General features: G+C 66.6%; 15 protein-coding genes. 9 read left to right on the top strand and 6 right to left on the bottom strand.

Annotated features, from left to right (window positions below):
* Nucleotides 1–25: 25 nt before the first annotated feature.
* The 3 genes from KU887_RS32355 to KU887_RS32345 form a co-directional block, all read right to left on the bottom strand.
* A complete protein-coding gene (locus tag KU887_RS32355) occupies nucleotides 26–979 on the bottom strand; it encodes an ABC transporter permease (protein WP_006498162.1) in 954 nt (317 codons plus the stop codon).
* Nucleotides 980–1,058: 79 nt separating this feature from the next.
* Nucleotides 1,059–2,642, bottom strand: coding sequence for an ABC transporter substrate-binding protein (locus tag KU887_RS32350; protein ID WP_006482802.1), 1,584 nt, complete (start codon nucleotides 2,640–2,642; stop codon nucleotides 1,059–1,061).
* A gap of 447 nt (nucleotides 2,643–3,089) precedes the next feature.
* Nucleotides 3,090–3,758: a haloacid dehalogenase type II gene (locus KU887_RS32345; protein ID WP_258258826.1), complete on the bottom strand. Its 669-nt coding sequence runs from the start codon at nucleotides 3,756–3,758 to the stop codon at nucleotides 3,090–3,092.
* Between the two features lie 414 nt (nucleotides 3,759–4,172).
* Here KU887_RS32345 and KU887_RS32340 point away from each other — a divergent pair, with 414 nt between their 5' ends.
* The 7 genes from KU887_RS32340 (at nucleotide 4,173) to KU887_RS32310 (ending at nucleotide 11,953) form a co-directional block, all read left to right on the top strand.
* Nucleotides 4,173–5,033: a GNAT family N-acetyltransferase gene (locus KU887_RS32340; RefSeq protein ID WP_006482807.1), complete on the top strand. Its 861-nt coding sequence runs from the start codon at nucleotides 4,173–4,175 to the stop codon at nucleotides 5,031–5,033.
* Between the two features lie 12 nt (nucleotides 5,034–5,045).
* The gene (locus KU887_RS32335; protein WP_006498158.1) at nucleotides 5,046–5,972 is read left to right on the top strand and encodes a glyoxylate/hydroxypyruvate reductase A; all 927 of its coding nucleotides are present in this window, start codon (nucleotides 5,046–5,048) and stop codon (nucleotides 5,970–5,972) included.
* Between the two features lie 160 nt (nucleotides 5,973–6,132).
* Nucleotides 6,133–7,533, top strand: a complete 1,401-nt coding sequence (locus KU887_RS32330) for an aspartate aminotransferase family protein (protein WP_241277091.1) — start codon at nucleotides 6,133–6,135, stop codon at nucleotides 7,531–7,533.
* A gap of 85 nt (nucleotides 7,534–7,618) precedes the next feature.
* A complete protein-coding gene (locus tag KU887_RS32325) occupies nucleotides 7,619–8,110 on the top strand; it encodes an Lrp/AsnC family transcriptional regulator (RefSeq protein WP_034178445.1) in 492 nt (163 codons plus the stop codon).
* Between the two features lie 110 nt (nucleotides 8,111–8,220).
* The gene (locus KU887_RS32320) at nucleotides 8,221–9,693 is read left to right on the top strand and encodes an NAD-dependent succinate-semialdehyde dehydrogenase (protein ID WP_006493468.1); all 1,473 of its coding nucleotides are present in this window, start codon (nucleotides 8,221–8,223) and stop codon (nucleotides 9,691–9,693) included.
* A 131-nt stretch (nucleotides 9,694–9,824) separates the two neighbouring features.
* Nucleotides 9,825–10,421 (top strand): TetR/AcrR family transcriptional regulator, encoded by a 597-nt coding sequence (locus tag KU887_RS32315; protein WP_006483275.1) that lies wholly within the window; start codon nucleotides 9,825–9,827, stop codon nucleotides 10,419–10,421.
* 50 nt (nucleotides 10,422–10,471) lie between these two features.
* Nucleotides 10,472–11,953 (top strand): MFS transporter, encoded by a 1,482-nt coding sequence (locus KU887_RS32310; RefSeq protein ID WP_080322679.1) that lies wholly within the window; start codon nucleotides 10,472–10,474, stop codon nucleotides 11,951–11,953.
* Between the two features lie 177 nt (nucleotides 11,954–12,130).
* Here the strand turns inward: KU887_RS32310 and KU887_RS32305 are convergent, their stop codons facing one another.
* Entirely contained in the window at nucleotides 12,131–13,597 is a 1,467-nt protein-coding gene (locus KU887_RS32305; RefSeq protein WP_258258825.1) for an HD domain-containing phosphohydrolase, read from the bottom strand.
* Nucleotides 13,598–13,889: 292 nt separating this feature from the next.
* On the opposite strand from KU887_RS32305, the gene KU887_RS32300 reads away from it, so the two are divergent.
* Nucleotides 13,890–14,465 carry a DUF308 domain-containing protein gene (locus tag KU887_RS32300; protein ID WP_258258830.1) on the top strand — a complete coding sequence of 192 codons (576 nt, stop codon included), beginning with the start codon at nucleotides 13,890–13,892 and terminating at the stop codon, nucleotides 14,463–14,465.
* Nucleotides 14,466–14,771: 306 nt separating this feature from the next.
* Here KU887_RS32300 and KU887_RS32295 read toward each other — a convergent pair whose 3' ends face one another.
* Together KU887_RS32295 and KU887_RS32290 are read right to left on the bottom strand one after the other, a co-directional pair.
* A complete protein-coding gene (locus KU887_RS32295; RefSeq protein ID WP_258258824.1) occupies nucleotides 14,772–15,821 on the bottom strand; it encodes an HNH endonuclease in 1,050 nt (349 codons plus the stop codon).
* Between the two features lie 775 nt (nucleotides 15,822–16,596).
* Nucleotides 16,597–17,247, bottom strand: coding sequence for a GntR family transcriptional regulator (locus tag KU887_RS32290; RefSeq protein ID WP_231883193.1), 651 nt, complete (start codon nucleotides 17,245–17,247; stop codon nucleotides 16,597–16,599).
* A 54-nt stretch (nucleotides 17,248–17,301) separates the two neighbouring features.
* On the opposite strand from KU887_RS32290, the gene KU887_RS32285 reads away from it, so the two are divergent.
* Complete coding sequence (locus tag KU887_RS32285) at nucleotides 17,302–18,468, top strand: pyridoxal phosphate-dependent aminotransferase (protein WP_058903935.1); 1,167 nt, start codon at nucleotides 17,302–17,304, stop codon at nucleotides 18,466–18,468.
* Nucleotides 18,469–18,559 lie beyond the last annotated feature (91 nt).

Below are 18,559 nucleotides of genomic sequence, written 5' to 3'. Positions count from 1 at the left end.
GCATCTCGGAAGAAGAACGGGACACTCAGGTCCGCAGTCGCGGGTTCGACACGATCGAGCACAGATCGGCGAACAGCACGAGCATCAGGTACGCGACGCAGAAAATCAGCGTGCATGCCTGGACCAACGGGAAATCGCGGTTGCCGACGGCATCGACCATCAGGCTCGCGAGGCCCGGATAGTTGAAGATCGTCTCGACGACGATCACGCCGCCGAGCAGATACGACAGGCTCAGCGCGATCGCGTTGGCGATCGGACCGATCGCGTTCGGCAGCGCGTGGCGCAGCACGACGCGCGCGGGGCTCGCGCCCTTGAGCATCGCCATCTCGACGTACGACGCGCTCAGCTGCTCGATCACCGCGGCGCGCGTCATCCGCGCCATCTGCGCGATCACGACCGCGCACAGCGTCAGCACCGGCATCGCATACGCCCGCAGGAAATCGTGCAGGCTGTCGATCGGGCCGCTGTACGACAGCGCGGACAACCAGCGCAGCTTCACCGCGAACACGAGCACGGCGACCGTCGCGATCAGGAACTCCGGCGTCGCGACGAGCGACAGCGTGCCGAGGCTGATCACGCGGTCGACCACCGACTCGCGTTTGACCGCGGCGAGGATGCCGAGCAGCAACGCGATCGGCACCGACACGGCGGTCGTGATCGCCGCGAGCGCGAGCGACTTCGGCAGGCGCCCGCCGATCAGCTCCGACACCGGCATGTCGCCGGACAGCGAACGGCCGAAATCGCCGTGCAGCAGCCCGCCGAGCCAGTGCATGTAACGCACGTGCGCCGGCATGTCGAGCCCGAACTGCTGACGCAGCGCGGCGACCGTCTCCGGCGTCGCCGACTGACCCAGCGCGGCCTGCGCGGCGTCGCCCGGCAGCAGGTTCGTGATCGTGAAGATGATCGCGGACACGATCAGCAGCGTCAGCGCGGTGACCGCGATACGTCGACCGATCAGCCCAAGCAGGATTCGATTCATGAAACGGCACTCCGGGAAAGATCCCGCGCGACCGGGGCGGTGGCCCGCTGCGGCCGCGCGGCGGCGTCACGTATCGACGTCAGGCGTTCCACCACACGTACTCGGCGAACATGAAGCCCATCATCCCGCCGGTCGGGATCGACCCGAGGCCCGCGAGCCGCTTGTCGTAGCCGTCGAGGAAGCTGATGAACGCCGGAATGCCGACCCGGCCCTGCTGCGCGACGAGCGTCTGCATCTCGCCGTACATCTGCTTGCGCTTCGCATCGTCGGTCTCCGAGCGCGCGGCGAGCAGCAGCTGATCGAACTTCGCGTTCTTCCAGCCCGACTCGTTCCACGCGGCGTCCGACTTGAAGAACTGCGTGAACAGCACGTCGGCGCTCGAGCGCGGGTTGATGTTGCCGAAGCCGAGCGGATGCTTCATCCAGTGGTTCGACCAGTAGCCGTCGGGCGACACGCGGTTGACCTGCAGGTTCAGCCCGATCTTCTGGCCGGCCTGCTGCAGCAGCACGGCCATTTCGATCGACCCGTTCGCATCGGACGTCGCATAGATCGGCGGCAGCGCCGTGCCGAGCGCGCCGGCCTTCTGGAACAGGAATTTCGCCTTGTCCGGATCGTGCGGCCGCTGCGGCAGCGACGCGTTGAAGTAGCGATGCCCCGGCGGGATCGGCTGGTCGTTGCCGATCACCGCATAGCCGCGAAATACCGCCGAGCGGATCTGTTCGCGATCGAACAGGTACTTCATCCCCTCGACGAAATCGGGATTCGCGGTGATCGGGCTTTCGCTGCGCATGATCAGGTCGGTATAGAGCCCCGACTTGGTTTCCTTCAGCGCATAGCCGGGCGTCGACGCGACCCGTTGCGTCGATCGCGGGTCGATCGCGTTGATCAGGTGCACGTCGCCCGACAGCAGCGCGTTCAGGCGCGCGGCGCTGTCGCTGATGCCGATCAGTTCGATCTCGTCGAGATACGGCATGCCCGGCTTGAAGTAGCTGTCGTTGCGCACGCCGACGGTCGACACGCCCGGCTTGAACGACTTGAGCTTGTACGGGCCGCAGCCGATGCCGGTCGCGAAATCGGTCGTGCCGTCCTTGACGATCACGAGTTGCGGCGTCGCGAGGATGACCGGCAGATCGGCGTTCGCGCTGGCGAGCGTGAGCGTGACCTCGTCCGGGCCGCTCGCCTTCGCGTCCGCGAACTGGTCGGCGAGCGGCTTGACCTTCGACGCGGTGGCCGCGTTCTTGTGGCGCATCAGCGAGAACACCACGTCGGCCGGGCCAACGGGTTTGCCGTCGTGGAACGTGACGCCCTTGCGCAGCTTGATGATCCAGGTCTTCGCATCGGTCGTGTGCAACGACTCGGCGAGATTCATCTGCGGCGTGAGGCTCCCGTCGAGCTGCGTGAGGCCGCTGTAGAACATGAAGAAGCGGATGTAGTCCGCGCCCGTCGAGCCCTTGGCCGGGTCGAGCGTATCGGCGGTCGAGCTAGATTCGTTCGCGACCCGGATCTTGCCGCCGCGCTTCGGCGCGGGCGCGGCGAATGCCGACTGCGCGCTCGTCAGCAATCCGCCGCCGCCGACGGCCATCATGCCGCTCGCCGCCATGACCCGCATCATGTCGCGGCGCGTGAAGCCGCCCTTGCCGCCATTGTCGATATCGTCGCTCATCCGAACTGCTCCTGACTGTGTAAAGTGGGTCATAGGGTCCAGCGTGGTTGTTCGATCCCGCCGCGCCCGCTTGCTGGTGGCGGGCGCGACGCCGTGCACATGCAATTCATTTAAGCATCGCCAAAATGCCGGTTGTCCCGATTCGGGCCGCCCTCACGATACGAATCGACCGTTTTGGGTAGCCTGCGCAGCATGATTTGCTGCGTGCGCCGGGGACCGTCGGCGGGTGCCGGCCGCATGCCGGCGCGTAAGTGAAAGTTCAGAGGATTGTTCGCCGGCATCGACGCGTTGATCCCGAGGGCGCGACGCGAATGCGTGCAGGCTCGCGCGACGTGGCGACGTGGCGACGTGGCGACACCGGCCGCCTGCCGCATTGCGCGTGTTTCTCCCGGGATCGCGACGGGCGGCACCACGCGTGCGCGGCACCGCACCGGGGAAACGCGTCGCTTACAGCCCGAGCTGCGTCGCGAGCTGGCCGATGTCCGACACTTCGTAATAGTTGTAGAACGGCGTGCCCGGCTCGTGGCCGCGATTCACGAAGGCCTTGTGCCTGATTCCCAGATCCTCGGCCGTCATCAGGTCGTAGCGCAGGCTCGACGACACGTGCAGCACGTCCTCGGGCTTGCAGCCGAGCTTGTCGAACATGTATTCGAAGCCCTGCATCCGCGGCTTGTACGATTGCGCCTGCTGCGCGGTGAACACCGCGTGGAACGGTGCGCCGAGCTTGTCGACGTTGCTCATGATCTGCTCGTCCATCGCGTTCGACAGGATCACGAGCTTGTACTTCGTCGCCAGCCGTGACAGCCCGGCGGGCACGTCCGGATGCGGGCCCCAGCTCGGCACCGCACGATAGAACAGCTCGGTCTCGGCTTCGTCGAACGTCACGCCGACCCGCGCGCAGGTGCGGCGGATCGCGTTGACGACGACGTCGCGATACGGCTTCCACGCACCGAGCACCTCGTCGAGCCGATAGGCGGCGAACGCGCGCACGAATGCCTCCATCGCGGCCGGCGACAACCGGTCCGCATAGATTTCGCGCGCCGTCTCGGCCATCCGGAAATGGGTCAGCGTGCCGTAACAGTCGAAGGTGATGTACTTCGGTTCAAACTGGATCATGATGACGTCCTGTCGGTGTGAAGCCCCGGCGGGCCGGGGACGGGCTGGGTTGTACGAAATTGAATCAGGGCAAAAAGCCCCGCGCGCGTCGTTTGGCGCCGTCCGAAACGCAGAATCGTCGCGTGTTGCGCGGCGCGGGCAGCACGATATGCGGCGCGTCCGGCGTCGCCGGCCGCTGCGGCCCGCCGCAACGGCCGCGACATCGCGCTTTCGTCGTAGCGGCACGCTCGCGGCAGGAACGATCGAGTTCATGTGACGCACCGGCACGACGGGCGGATGCGTTCGTGCCGGCCGAGCGGATCGGCATCGATCCCGGGCGCCAGGCCGCCCCCGGAAAACAGGCGAATCGTCCTATCCGTGCCGCCGCCGCGCTGGCAGAGTGAACAGGTCATTTCCACCCATCCGGAGTCCGGCGTGTCCGACCTCAATCCTTCCCGCACGCTCATCTATCGCCCGTTCACCGAAGCCGACCTGCCCGCCGCCCATCGACTGTCCGAAGCAGTCAAGTGGCCGCACCGGCTCGACGACTGGCGCTTCGTATTCCAGCTCGGCAGCGGCTTCGTCGCCGAGGACGAAACCGGCATCGTCGGCACCGCGCTCGGCTGGCGCTTCGGCGAATCGCACGCGTCGCTCGGCATGGTCATCGTGTCGCCCGAGCGCCAGGGCTGCGGCATCGGCCGCGAACTGCTCACCCGCGTGGTCGACAGCTTCGGCACGCGGACCGTGTTTCTGCATGCGACGCCGGCCGGCGAGCCGCTGTACGCGAAGTTCGGCTTCGACGTCATCGATACGATCGATCAGCACCAGGGCGCCGCGTTCCAGCCGCCGCTGATCTCGCTGCCGCCCGGCGAGCGCCTGCGCCCGCTCGGCACCAACGACGGCCCGCGGCTCGCCGCGCTCGCGTCGCGCGCGGCCGGCTACGAACGCGGTGCGGTGATCGATGCGCTGCTCGACGTCGCGAACGGGATCGCGCTCGACCGCGACGGCGAGCTGCTCGGTTTCGCGCTGTTCCGCCGGTTCGGCCGCGGCCACGTGATCGGCCCGGTGATCGCGCCGGATGCGCTGCGCGCGCAAGCGCTGATCAGCCATTGGCTCGCGCTGCACGAGGGCATGTTCGTGCGGCTCGACGTGCCGGGCGACAGCGGACTGTCGGACTGGCTGCAGGGGCTCGGGCTGCCGCGCGTCGATACGGTCGTCGCGATGGCGCGCGGCACGACGCCGCCACGCGACCCGGCGCTGCGCGCGTTCGCGATCGTGAACCAGGCGCTCGGCTGAGCGGGGCGCACGATGAGTTTTCTCTACAAGGCCGACCCGGTGCGCGGCGCGCAGTGGGCGGCGCGCTTCGCGCAACGCGCGCCCGACCTGCCGTTCCGGATCTGGCCGGACCTCGGCGACGCCGACGCCGTCCGCTATCTCGCCGCATGGCAGCCGCCGGACGATCCGGTCGCGCTGTTGCCGAACCTCGAAGTCGTGTTCTCGGTCGGCGCCGGCATCGATCAGTTCGACCTGTCGCGCGTGCCGCCGCACATCCCCGTCGTGCGGATGATCGAGCCGGGTATCGTCGAAGGAATGGTCGAATACGTGACGCAGGCCGTGCTGACGATCCATCGCGACCTGTTCGACTACGCGGCGCAGCAGCGCGACCAGGTGTGGCGCGAGCGCCCCGTGCGCGCGGCCGCGTCGCGACGCATCGGCGTGCTCGGGCTCGGCACGCTCGGCCAGGCCGTGCTCGACACGCTGCGGCGCTTCGGCTTCCCGTGCGCGGGCTGGAGCCGCACGCCGCGCACGCTCGACGGCGTCGACTGTCATGCAGGCGATGCCGCGCTCGACGCGTTCCTCGCCCGCACCGACATCCTGATCTGCCTGCTGCCGCTCACCGACGGCACGCGCGGCCTGCTCGGCGCGCGCGTGTTCGACGCGCTGCCGGCCGGCGCGTCGCTGGTGCAGGTCGGGCGCGGCCCGCAGCTCGATGCGCCCGCGCTGCTCGCGGCGCTCGCGAGCGGCCGGCTCGACAGCGCGATCCTGGACGTGACGGACCCCGAACCGTTGCCGGCCGGCCATCCGTTCTGGACGCATCCGCGCATTCGCATCACGCCGCACATCGCCAGCGCGACGCGGCCCGACACCGCGGTCGACGCGGTGCTCGCGAATCTCGCGCGCCATCGCGCGGGACAACCGATGATCGGCGTCGTCGATCGCGCACGCGGCTACTGACGTGCGGGCCCGGTCTGCGGGGCGCGCAGCAGAAAATGCCGAAGCGCCCGGTGCAAACGCCGCGCGCATACGTTTCGGACCGCAAATTGAAGACGCATGCGGATGGCTTGCCCGTTAGCATGAACTCACCGCTGACACCTGACGAGAGTCCCGCCTTCCCATGAACCAAGCCGCGCTGATCGAAGCCGATCGTCAACACCTGATCCACCCCGTCGTCAACTACCGTGCGCACGAGGCGCGCGGCGTCACCGTGCTGGAATCCGCGGACGGCGTGTTCCTGCGCGATGCCGCGGGCCATACGCTGCTCGACGCGTTCTCGGGCCTGTGGTGCGTCAACGTCGGCTACGGCCGCGACAGCATCGTGAAAGCCGCCGCCGACCAGCTGGCCAAGCTGCCCTACGCAACCGGCTATTTCCATTTCGGCTCGCAGCCGGCGATCGAGCTCGCCGAACGGCTCGCCGCGCTCGCGCCGCCGTCGCTGAACCGCGTGTACTTCACGCTCGGCGGCTCGGACGCGATCGACTCCGCCGTGCGCTTCATCACGCACTATTTCAACGCGACCGGCCGTCCGTCGAAAAAGCAGATGATCGCGCTGGAGCGCGGTTATCACGGCTCGTCGTCGATCGGCGCCGGCCTCACCGCGCTGCCGGCGTTTCACCGTCATTTCGACCTGCCGCGTGCGGACCAGCACCATATTCCGTCGCCCTACCCGTACCGCCATCCGCTCGGCGACGATCCGCAGGCGCTGATCGCCGCGTCGGTCGCCGCGCTCGAAGCGAAGGTCGCCGAACTGGGCGCGGACAATGTCGCCGCGTTCTTCTGCGAGCCGGTGCAGGGTTCCGGCGGCGTGATCGTGCCGCCGGCCGGCTGGCTGAAGGCGATGCGCGACGCGTGCCGGCGCCTCGGCATCCTGTTCGTCGCGGACGAGGTGATCACCGGCTTCGGCCGCACCGGCCCGCTGTTCGCGTGCGAGGCCGAACAGGTCGATCCGGACCTGATGACCGTCGCGAAGGGGCTGACCGCCGGCTATGCGCCGATGGGCGCGGTGCTGATGTCCGACGAAATCTACGAAGGGATCGCGGGCCACCGCGCCGATGCGCCCGCGGTCGGCCACGGCTATACGTATTCCGCGCATCCGGTGAGCGCGGCGATCGGCCTCGAAGTGCTGAAGCTCTATCACGAAGGCGGGCTGCTCGCGAACGGCCAGGCGCTGGCGCCGCGCTTCGCCGCGGGGCTCGACGCGCTGCGCGCGCATCCGCTCGTTGGCGACGCGCGCTCGGTCGGCCTGCTCGGCGCGCTCGAACTGGTCGCCGACAAGGCACGCAAGACGCGCTTCGACCCGGCGCTGAACGTGCCGGACCGGATCGCGGCCGCCGCCTACGCGAACGGCGTGGTGTTCCGCGCGTTCGGCGACGGCGTGCTCGGCTTTGCGCCGGCGCTGAGCTTCACTGCCGGCGAGTTCGACCTGATGTTCGAACGCGTGCGCAAGACGCTCGACGACGTGCTGGCGGATTCCGGCGTGCAGCGCGCGCTCGACGCCGCGCATGCGCAACCGGCCTGACGGGCCAAGGGAAAGCCGGGCTTGTAGCGGTCATCGTTCGTCTCTAAAGTAACCGGACATTCCATTTTTGCTCTTTCACGTGAACATGACGGACAGCAAGCTGGATCGCATCGACCTGCGCATCCTCTCCCAGTTGCAAAAGCGCGGCCGCATGACCAACGTCGAGCTGGCCGATGCGGTCGGGCTGTCGCCCAGTCCGTGCCTGATCCGCGTGAAGCGGCTCGAGAAGGCCGGCTACATCGGCGGCTACGGCGCGCACATCCAGCTCGAGAAACTCGGCGACGTGCAGGTCGTATTTACCGAGGTTACGCTGGCCGATCATCGGCGCGAGGATTTCGACCGCTTCGTCGCGGCGATCCGCACCGTCGACGAGATCGTCGAATGCCACCTCGCGAGCGGCGGCTACGACTATCTGCTGAAGTTCATCACGCGCAGCGTGAGCCATTACCAGACGATCGTCGAAGGGCTGCTCGAGCAGAACATCGGCATCGAGAAGTATTTCAGTTACGTGATCATCAAGTCGCCGTTCGTCAAACGGCACTACCCGCTCGAATCGCTGTTCGGCGAACGTCACTGACACGCGGCGTGCGTCCCCCCCGAACGCGGCAGCCCGCTGTCCGCGCGGGGTAGCCGCGCGTCCGCACCGCTCAGCCAGCGTCGCCGAACCGCCTCATTCAAGGATCTGTCATGCCGCTTACGCTGTCCCGCACCGAACTCGTTCGCACCGCCAACCTGATCGACGGCAACTGGCGCGATGCGCTCGACGGCCGCCGCTTCGCCGTCACCGATCCCGCCACGCTCGAAACCGTTGCCCACGTACCCGACAGCGGCGCCGCCGACGCACGCGCGGCGACCGACGCGGCAGCCCGCGCGCTGCCCGCGTGGCGTGCGACGCCCGCGCGCGAACGCGCCGCGATCCTGCGTGCCTGGCATGCGGCGATCGTGGCGCACACCGACGATCTCGCGAAGCTGATGTCGCGCGAACAGGGCAAGCCGCTGGCCGAGGCGCGTGGCGAAGTTGCGTACGGTGCGTCGTACGTGCTGTGGTTCGCGGAGGAAGCGACGCGCACGTACGGCGACCTGATCCCGCAGCAGCAGCGCGGCAAGCGCTTGAGCGCGGTGAAGGAGCCGATCGGCATCGTCGCCGCGATCACGCCGTGGAATTTCCCGCTCGCGATGATCGCGCGCAAGATCGCGCCGGCCCTCGCGGCCGGCTGCACGGTGGTCGCGAAGCCGGCGGAGGACACGCCGCTGACCGCGCTCGCGCTCGCGTTGCTCGCGCAGGAAGCCGGCGTGCCGGCCGGCGTGCTGAACCTGATCGCCGCGTCGCGCGAGCGCGGCGTCGACGCGGCGGCCGACTGGCTCGCCGACGGCCGCGTGCGCAAGATCACGTTCACCGGCTCGACGCCGGTCGGCAAGCTGCTCGCGCGCGAATCGGCGGCGACGTTGAAGAAATTGTCGCTGGAGCTCGGCGGCAATGCGCCGTTCATCGTGTTCGACGACGCCGAACTCGATGCCGCGGTCGACGGGCTGATGGCCGCCAAGTTCCGCAACGGCGGGCAGACCTGCGTGTCGCCGAATCGCGTGTACGTGCAGGCCGGTGTCTACGACGCGTTCGCCGCGAAGCTCGCCGCGCGCGTCGCCGCGCTGAAGGTCGCGCCGGCGACCGACCCGGCCGCGCAGATCGGCCCGATGATCAACGCGCGCGCGGTCGACAAGATCGCACGCCACGTCGGCGATGCGATCGAACGCGGCGCGCGCGTGCTCACGGGCGGCAAGCGCCTGACCGAGCTCGGTGCGAACTATTACGCGCCGACGGTGCTCGTCGACGCGACCGCCGACATGCAGCTCACCTGCGAGGAAACCTTCGGCCCGATCGCCGCGCTGTTTCGCTTCGCGTCCGAGGACGAAGCGGTCGCCGCCGCGAACGACACGCCGTTCGGGCTCGCCGCCTATTTCTACACGCAGGACGTGCGGCGCATCGCGCGCGTGTCGGCGCGGCTCGAAACGGGCATCGTCGGCATCAACGAAGGCGCGCTCGCGAGCGAGGCCGCGCCGTTCGGCGGCGTGAAGGAATCGGGCTACGGCCGCGAAGGCTCGCGCTACGGCCTCGACGATTACCTGTCCATCAAGTACCTGTGCCAGGGCGGGCTCGACTGAGCGGATGAACCCGCGCCGTCCGCAAGGACGGCCGTCGCCGTGTCCGGTCCGGCCACGCGCATTGACATCGGAACCGATCGGTCCATATAATGCATCCAACTTTGGCACCGCATCGATGGCGAAACCGATCAATGGCAAATCCGGCTGGCGTGGGCCGTCCCCGCGAATTCGAACTGGGCGACGCCGCGCGCGACGCGATGGACGTTTTCTGGGATCGCGGCTACGAAGGCGCGTCCCTGCCCGACCTGATCGCCGGCACGGGCTTGTCGCGCGGCAGTCTCTACAAGGCGTTCGGCGACAAGAAGGCGCTGCTGCTGGCGGCGCTCGACCTGTACATGGCCGACGGGCTCAAGGCGACCGCCGACATCCTGTCGCAACCCGGTGCCGTGAAGGATGCGATTCGCGATTCACTGCTGCGCTATGCGCGCCTGTCCGTTGGCGACGCGGGCCGGCGCGGATGTCTCGCGGTCGCGATGACCACCGAACTGGCCGCGCGCGACGCGGATGTCGCGGAACGCACCGGGCGCATGTTCCGGCGGCTGCAGCAGCTCTATGCCGGTGCGATCGTCCGCGGCCAGGCGAGCGGCGAGATCGCCGAGCAGGACGAACAGGTGCTGGCGCGTTTGCTCGTCTGCCAGATCGAGGGCATGCGCGTGCTGGGCAAAACCGGTATGTCCGAGCCCGACGTGCTCGCGTTGGTCGATCGCACGATGCGCATTCTCGACTGATATTTTTTTACCCGATTTGGAACTGATTGGTTCCGTATGGAGAGCCGCCCATGTCACGGAATGACCCCGTTTCACCCGACCCGCGTCGCTGGGCGATGTTTTCGGTCCTGCTCGTCGGCGCGTTCCTGCCGCCGCTGGATTTCTTCATCGTCAATGTCGCGCTGCCGTCGATCCGCGCGGAACTGGGCGCCTCGTCGTCGGCCGAGCAACTCGTCATTTCATCGTATGCGGGCCTGTACGCGGTGACGCTGATCACCGGCGGGCGATTGGGCGACCTGTTCGGCCGCGGCCGCGTGTTTTTCCTCGGGTTGATCGGCTTTGCGATCGCCTCGACGCTGTGCGGCCTCGCGAGTTCGCCGTGGACGCTCATCGTCGGCCGCGCGTTGCAGGGCGTGACGGCCGCGATCATGGCGCCGCAGGCGCTCGCGTCGATCCAGGCGATCTTTCCGGAACCGGAAAAGCCGCTCGCGCTCAGCTTGTACGGCGCGGTATTCGGCCTCGCGGCCGTGGTCGGGCAGGCGCTCGGCGGGATCCTGATCTCGTTGAATCTGTTGAACCTGGGCTGGCGCACGATCTTCCTCGTCAACCTGCCGCTGGCGATGCTGGTCGTCCTGTTCGGGATTCCGCTGTTGAAGGAAACGCGGGCGCAGCATGCGCGCAAGCTCGACCTCGGCGGCACCGCGCTGTCGATGCTGACGCTGGGCGCGCTGATCGTGCCGCTGATCGAGGGGCGCGAAGCAGGCTGGCCGGTATGGGCATGGGGGTCGCTGCTCGCGGTGCCCGCCCTCGCCGCGTTCTTCTGGCGCTACGAGCGCCGGCTCGGCCGCCGCGGCGGCGCACCGCTGCTCGATCCGGCCGCGCTGCGCGCACCGGGGCTGGGCCGCGCGTTGCTGATCGCGCTGCTGCTGTACTCGATCGGCGCGTTCTTCCTGCTGTTCTCGGTGTATCTGCAGAATGCGCTGCACGTCGACGCGCTGAGCGCGGGCCTCGTGTTCTTGCCGTTCGGCGTCGGGTTCCTGCTCGGCCCGTTGTCGACGCCGTTCTGCACACGTGTCATCGGCGCTTACGTCAATCCGTTCGGCATGGGGCTGGAGATCGTCGGGCTCGTCGGCCTCGCGGGGTTGATCGATGCCACGCCGGTCGGGATGCCGCTCGCTGCCGTGCCGCTCGCCGCCGCGCTCTTCGTCATCGGGTTCGGACAAGGGCTCGCGCTGCCGACGCTGATGCGCATGGTGACGGGGCGCGTCGCACCGGCGCTGTCCGGCATGATCGCCGGCATCGCCAGCTCGACGCTGCAGGTCAGCACGTCGCTCAGCGTGGCGATCATCGGCGGCATTTTCTATACGACGCTCGGCACGCGCCAGGACCCGGCGGCCATCGCGCACGCGTTCATCGTCGCACTCCTGTCGATCTCGCTGTTCCTCGCCATCGGCGCCGCGCTGGGCATCTCGCTCGCCCGCGCACCCGCCGCGCACCCGTCGATGCGGGCCGCCGTCCGTCCGGGCTTCGGCCCTGAACGCAAACGGCCGTAATCGCCCGTCGTCGCCTGTAAACAGCGCGGCGCTGGACGCCGCGTTCGCTGCCGCGAAGACGGCAGATGTCATGGCCGATATCGATGCGCTCACCGATATCGAACCCGATCGGCACATCACGCACGTGTTCTCGCGCATCCGCGCGCGCACGCAAGCGAATCCGCGTCGTGGATGGCGTCAGAGCAACCCCAGCGCCGACGCCTTGAGGGTCGCCGCGGCGCGTGTCGAACATTCGAGCTTGCGGAACGCCTTCTCGACATGGGTGCGCACCGTGCTCGGACTCATCGCGAGCGCCTGCGCGACCTGCTTGTTGCTCGCGCCGCGGGAGATCGCCCGCAGGACGTCGATTTCCCGAGCGGACAGGCGCGGTCCAGCGCCCGACGCGATGCGCCGGGGCACAGGTGCTCCGCCCGTCACGAGCGCGGCCACCACGTCGCCGCAGAGCCGGCCGCAGGCCGCTTCTTCCTGCAACTGGTCGGCGGCGGCCGCATCGCTCAGCGCCGCGCGCCACGGACGCGCCGAGCGCAACGCTACCCATGCCAGCGACGCCGCGAGCACGCGCGCCTCCAGCGTCAGCGCCGCATCGCGCGCGCCGCGAAAATAACCCGAGCCGTCCTGCCGCTCGTAGGCATACGACGCAAGCACCGCGGCTTCGCCGAGCGCGCCGGTCTGCCTGCCGGCGCGCTCGGTCCAGTAAGGCACGAGTCGCACCTTTTCCCAGGCGCTCGCGGGCAGCCGCGTCGGCAAGTTCCACACGTCGTTCGGTACCGCGGCCCGGCCGATGCCGTGAATCAGGCCGGCGCGGTACACGCGTTCGCGCGCGGCCTCGTCCGGCGAGAGACGGCCGTAACACGCGGCCGCCGTCGCGGCGACCGAACGCGAGAAGCCCGTCATCCACGGCAGTTTCAGATCGATGACGTCCGCGATCAATTCGGCGGACGTCGCGCCCTGCATGTCCGGCGTGGCCAATGCGGCGTCCAGCTCGGCGGGCGCCATGTGCTCGAGCGCCGCCAGCCAGCGCGGTGCGTCACGCTCGGCCGTCTCGACGAGCACGGCCGGATAGCGCGCCCCCGCGCGTTGGCCGATCAATTGGAGCGCCCGTTCGATGCCGTAGGTGCGGCTGAACACGTCGAGGTCGCCCGCAAGCGCGACGATCGATACGGCGGCCGGCACCTGTTCCCGCGCGAGCCGCGCAGGCAGCCCGTTGCCGTCCCAGCTTTCGAAAATGTGCCGCAGCGCGGTTTCCGTCGCGTTGGACAGACCGAGTATTCGCGCGACCTCGCCCGACACTTCGCAATGAATCTGCGCGAGCGGGATCATCGCGACGCCCGCGCCGCCGATCGCTTCGGCCATGCCGGGCCGGCTCTCGAGCATCGCGGCGCGGATCGCGACGTCGTCGCCGAATACCTGCGCGAAACCCGCCGCATTCGCGGTGCAGCCCGACCAGCGCAACAGCGCCACCTCGCGGGCCGTATCGCACACCGCTGCATCGAATCGCGCCGCGTGCGCGAGCTGCGCCGCCAACCAACTCGTGCGTGGCGAATGGTCGGTCGGCTGGCCCATGCTGAGATCGCCGATGAAAGCCAGCGCGCGTACGGCGTCGACGATGCGCAGCGGGGCGTGACGGGCTTCGGCGTCGGACATCGGGCGGGCGGAGACATTCGCGGGAGCGGGAAAACGATCATACGCGACGGCGTCGCGGCGTGCACGAGCATGCGCGTCGGCGCCGCGCCGCGGGCCGCTCCGATGCGATGTTCGCCTGGACCAGAGCCTGCCGCCGGTGGAATGGGCCATCGGACATCTGACCGATGGCGGCCGGCCCCGGCGATTGCGATACTCGGCGCACTGGAGATCCGGTCGGCGCCGCATCCGAATCCGCATGGCGGACGCCCTGCATGCCGGCCGGAACGACGATTCAATATATGAAGGAATGCAAATGATTGACCGCTACCCCGAATTCCGTCCCCCTGCCGACGAACACTGGCTGAAACGGTACTACTTTTCCCGCGCGGTGTTCTCGCTGATCTGGGTCGCGCTGGCGTTTTCCGTCGGCCGGCACAGCGCAGCCGGCGCGGCGGTGCTGCTGGTCGTTTATCCGGCCTGGGATGCGCTCGCCAATTTCGTCGACCTGTCCCGCAGCGGCGGGATGGCGGCAAACCGCACGCAGGCGGCCAACGTCGCGATCAGCGTCGTCACGACACTGGCCGTATTTCCGGCGTTGAATGCGGGCCTGTCCGCGGTACTTGCGGTGTTCGGCGTCTGGGCGATGCTCTCCGGCGCGCTGCAGCTCGGCACCGCCGTGCGGCGCTGGAAGCATGCCGGCGCACAGTGGGTGATGATCCTGAGCGGAGCGCAATCGGCGTTGGCCGGGCTGTTCTTCATTGTCCAAAACCATGCGCCGATGCCACCCGCGATCGTCAAGATCGCGGGCTACGCGGGAGTCGGTGCGCTTTATTTCCTGATATCCGCCATTTGGCTGCAGGTGCGGGGGATGCGGCGCAGCCTGTCGTGAGTCGTCGGTCAGAGTGAAGATGTCGCGCCGAGGGTCGCGGCCGCCGTGCTTGCAAGCAAGGTCACGTGTGTGCACCGCATTAACTCGTGTATACGATCGGAGTAGTGAAAAGCGGGGGTTATTTCGCAGTCCCGCGCAGATCCGACGTCAGGACCTGCACACGGCCGTGAATTGCAGTTGCGGAACAACACGAACGGGTCTGAACGACCCATAGCAGACACCACATATCTTGTAACGCAGGGGCTGCTGGAGCATTTCCGCGACCGGTAAGGACGATAAACAGCGAGGCAAGTGCAAGTCAGGGAATCACTGCTGTGCGATGTTGTCTATGAACACGTTTTCGCGGTGGTACTTCATGTATGGCCTCATGCCCTCGTAGCTGTGTGGGCGAATCTTCTGATTCAGAAGATGCATCTCACTCGCCTGAAATGCCCCAAGCTTCTTGCTTATGAGAATCGTGTAGCGGTTGTTCTCGTCAAATGAGATGAGTCCTCGATCAAAGAGCTTGTCCAGTGTTGGTGAAAGCAGTAGCCCATTGTCTGGGCTAAGTCGCTCTGCTCTAGTGGTGCACTCCCGCCAAGGCTTGATGTGCGAAGCAACTAGGATAGACGGTTCAGTGACTTTTGTGACGCTGCAACCTGTCCATCGTTTCAGTAGCTGGTCCCTGAAGTAGCCTTGACCAACACGTGTCTTGATTACAGCTTCCTTCTCGGTTTCGCTGAGAGGGGAGTTGCTCATGAACTCTTGGAATGCTTTGTCATCTGCTGGGTCCTCAGCATCATCAAATGGGTCTGAAACGATTCTTGACGGCATCGGGACATTACGCACCATGAGGTACCGACCACTAAAAGGGTCATACTCATGTACGAACCATTCGAGAAGATCTAGCTCTCTAGCTTCTGCGGATGATGGGTCGGACTCGTCATCTACTGAGAGCTTGCCGTCCAAAATGGCAGTTCTGACAGGTTTGCGCTTTCTGTAAGCTTCAGACACCAGCCGGTCAAATTGCTGGGCCTTCGTGATTTTGTTGCGCAGCTTCATCGCAATACTCGGGTCTTTGCCCTTCACTGCGAGGATGTCGCTCATACGCTCTACGTCGGCCTTGGAGCTTCCCTCCAGGACAAGCCCGATGTCCTTGATGGCAATCTCACGCCACCAGATGCAGGCTACAAGTGGCTCATTGCCACCACCAAAGGCCCATTGTGAATTGCGATAGCTGTTGCTATATGGGTTCAGTGCTCGATTGTCCACCACGCTTTTTTCCCATAGAGCGACATCTACGCCTGCGGCCTTTACGAGGTCGTAAATTTTCTCGAGCCTTGTGGGTTTAAGAGCCTTATATGTTTGCTCCAGCATCTTCAGACTTCACCTTTCTTTGCGTATTTAGATTCAGGGTGACCACCACTTTGCGAATGTACGGTTTGGGCCGATTGCCGCCCAACGCGATCGACTGTCGCCGGGCCATTGCATCCACTCCATCTGCTCAGTAGAGAGAATTCACGCTCAATTCTAAGTGTGCGATTCGCTGACGAAGACGTTATAAGGCATGACTTCCAGATCTATACTTTCAGGCATAGGCACGCCGTTTCCGCAATAGTCTATTTTGACATCGACTAGATGACGTGACTCGTCGGCAAAGAGCAGAATCTCAATCGCCCCCCCAACCTCCCGGCTTCATCCGGTCCCGGAAGTTCGCTTCAAACGCCATGCGAAAACGCTGTCCACTCGCAGCGATGGCTATCGGGGGATTTTATCGGGCGCGGCCAGCGTCAGTCGATAGCGAGTATAGTGCGACTGCGACATCGATGGCGGTTTGGGGAGTCGCATGAATCCTTGTATGAGATCCCGCATCGTGGGCTCCACGCGGTTGCCTTGCATGATTGCCGCCGTCTACGAACTGAATCATAGGTGCACATCAAAGCAAGTGGCAGTAAGGCATTTCCGCCCGGACGGTCAATTCGTCGGCGTTTATCACTGCAGGTTGGATCACACTTGCATTTCCGTGAACAATCAATGACCGTTCCTGACCGGATGCTCCGACGTTTGGCTGCAGCCGCCTCGGAGAAGAGACTAGCCATTCTTAAAGCCCACCTTTCGGACCGGCCGATGCCGCCCGGCTCGATCTCTGTCCTTACCGCCTCCGCAACGCCTGCGCCAGCGCATCCCCCGCCGCCAGAATGTGCGCGGACAAAGCCGCGCACGCTGCGTCCACGTCACCATTGCGTATCGCCTGAACGATGTTTCGATGCTCGTCGTTCGAGCGATCCTGCCAGTCAAGTTGCTGCCACGTCGCGTACAGATGCCGTGAGCTGGCCCGATGCATGTCGCCGATTGCGTCGATGAGCCGCGGCATCCCGCACCGCGCGGTCAATGCGCGATGAAACCTCAGGTTCAGCGTGCCGAGCACGGCTATGCCGTGCGCTGCCGACTCCTGATCGAGGATCGCATCGAGTTCCTCCAGCGCACGTGCGTCGAGCGCGGGCATTGCCTCGCGCAGCGCCAGCGCCTCGAAAGCAGCGCGCATCTTGGCCATTTCGAGCACGTCCGCCGGCTCGAGCGGCGCCGCCCGCACGCCGCGTCGCGGCTCCACCACGGCCAGCCCCTGCGCTTCCAGCCGTCGGAACGCCTCGCGTACCGGCACATGGCTCGCGCCGAACTCTGCCGCGATGTGGTCCTGACGCAGCCACTCTCCCGGCGCGATGACGCCGGAGATGATGCGGTCCGCCAATGCGACGGCGATCCGATCGGCCAGCGAGCGATCGTCCTTGACTTCAAAGTTCATCCCGACCACCATGCATATATTATCTATTAAATTGTAACAAAATCGGAGGCTCCGATGCGCCACCACCGTCCTGTGCGCCTGCAGCACATCGCCGGCATCGGCGTCGATCGCATGGGTTCGATCGCCGATCATGCCGACGTCGACCTTTTGCGACTCGAAAATCTCGATACCGACATCCCGCCCACCTCGGAGGCGCTCGCCGTCACCCGAGAGGCCATCCAGCGAGACTCGGCCAACTCCTATTTGCCATTCGTCGGTCAGGATCTGCTACGCGCGAGCGCTGCCGCCCACGTGTCGGCGCTGTCGGGGCAGCGCTTCACGGCCGACCAGGTGGTGGTGTCGGCGGGCGGGCTCTCCGGCATTCTGAACACGCTGCTCGCCACCGTCGAGACCGGCGACGAAGTCATCGTCACCGATCCGACCTACGCAGGTCTGCTGAACCGCGTCCGCCTTGCGGGCGGCGTGCCCCGGCAAGTACCGTTCGTCTTCACGCCGGGCGGCGAATGGAAGCTGGACCAGGCCGCGCTGCGGGCAGCGATCGGTCCGCAGACGCGGGCCATGCTGCTGATGTCTCCGTCGATGCCTTCGGGCGGCTTCTTCGATGCGTCCGACTGGCAGCTGATCGCGAGCCTGTGCGTGCAGAACGATCTGCTGCTGATCCTCGACAGCGCGATGGAACGGCTGCTCTTCGATGGACGCACGGTCATCCATCCCGCCGGCCTGCCCGGCATGGCGGAGCGTACGGTCACGGTCGGCGCGGCGTCGAAAGAGCTGCGCATGATCGGCTGGCGGGTCGGCTGGATCGTCGCGCCGCAATGGCTGATTCCGGATCTCGTGGCCGTGTCGCTCGCCAATGTCGTGGTGCCGGTCGGCATTGCGCAGGAGGCCGCGGCGGTCGCGCTCGACCATTCCGCATCCGATCTGCCTGGCTACGTGAGCGAACTCGAGAGGCGGCGGGATACGGTCGCCGCCCAACTGTCGGGGCTCCCGTTCGGCATGCCGGCGGGCGGCTGGTCGATGCTGCTGCGCGTGTCCGATTTCGGCCTGACCGGGTCGCAGATGTCGGAGCGATTGCTGCGCCACGGCGTATGCGCGACGGCCATGGCCGGATGGGGCGTTGCCCACGGCGACGCGTATATCCGTTTCGTGTTCGCGAACGAACCGGTCGAGCGGTTGCGCACGCTCGGGGACAAGGTGCGCTTCGCACTGGACGGCGCCTGACGGCTGCTCACGAGAAAGCGGAATCGCGCGCAGCGCGTCGCCGGTTGGAGGTGTCCGAAAGTCCGTCCGTGATGGTCGAGCACACTCACGC

It is taken from the genome of Burkholderia sp. EMB26 (assembly GCF_024730645.1).
Classification (GTDB): Bacteria; Pseudomonadota; Gammaproteobacteria; order Burkholderiales; family Burkholderiaceae; genus Burkholderia; species Burkholderia cenocepacia.
This window is presented reverse-complemented; position numbering and strand designations above follow the sequence as displayed.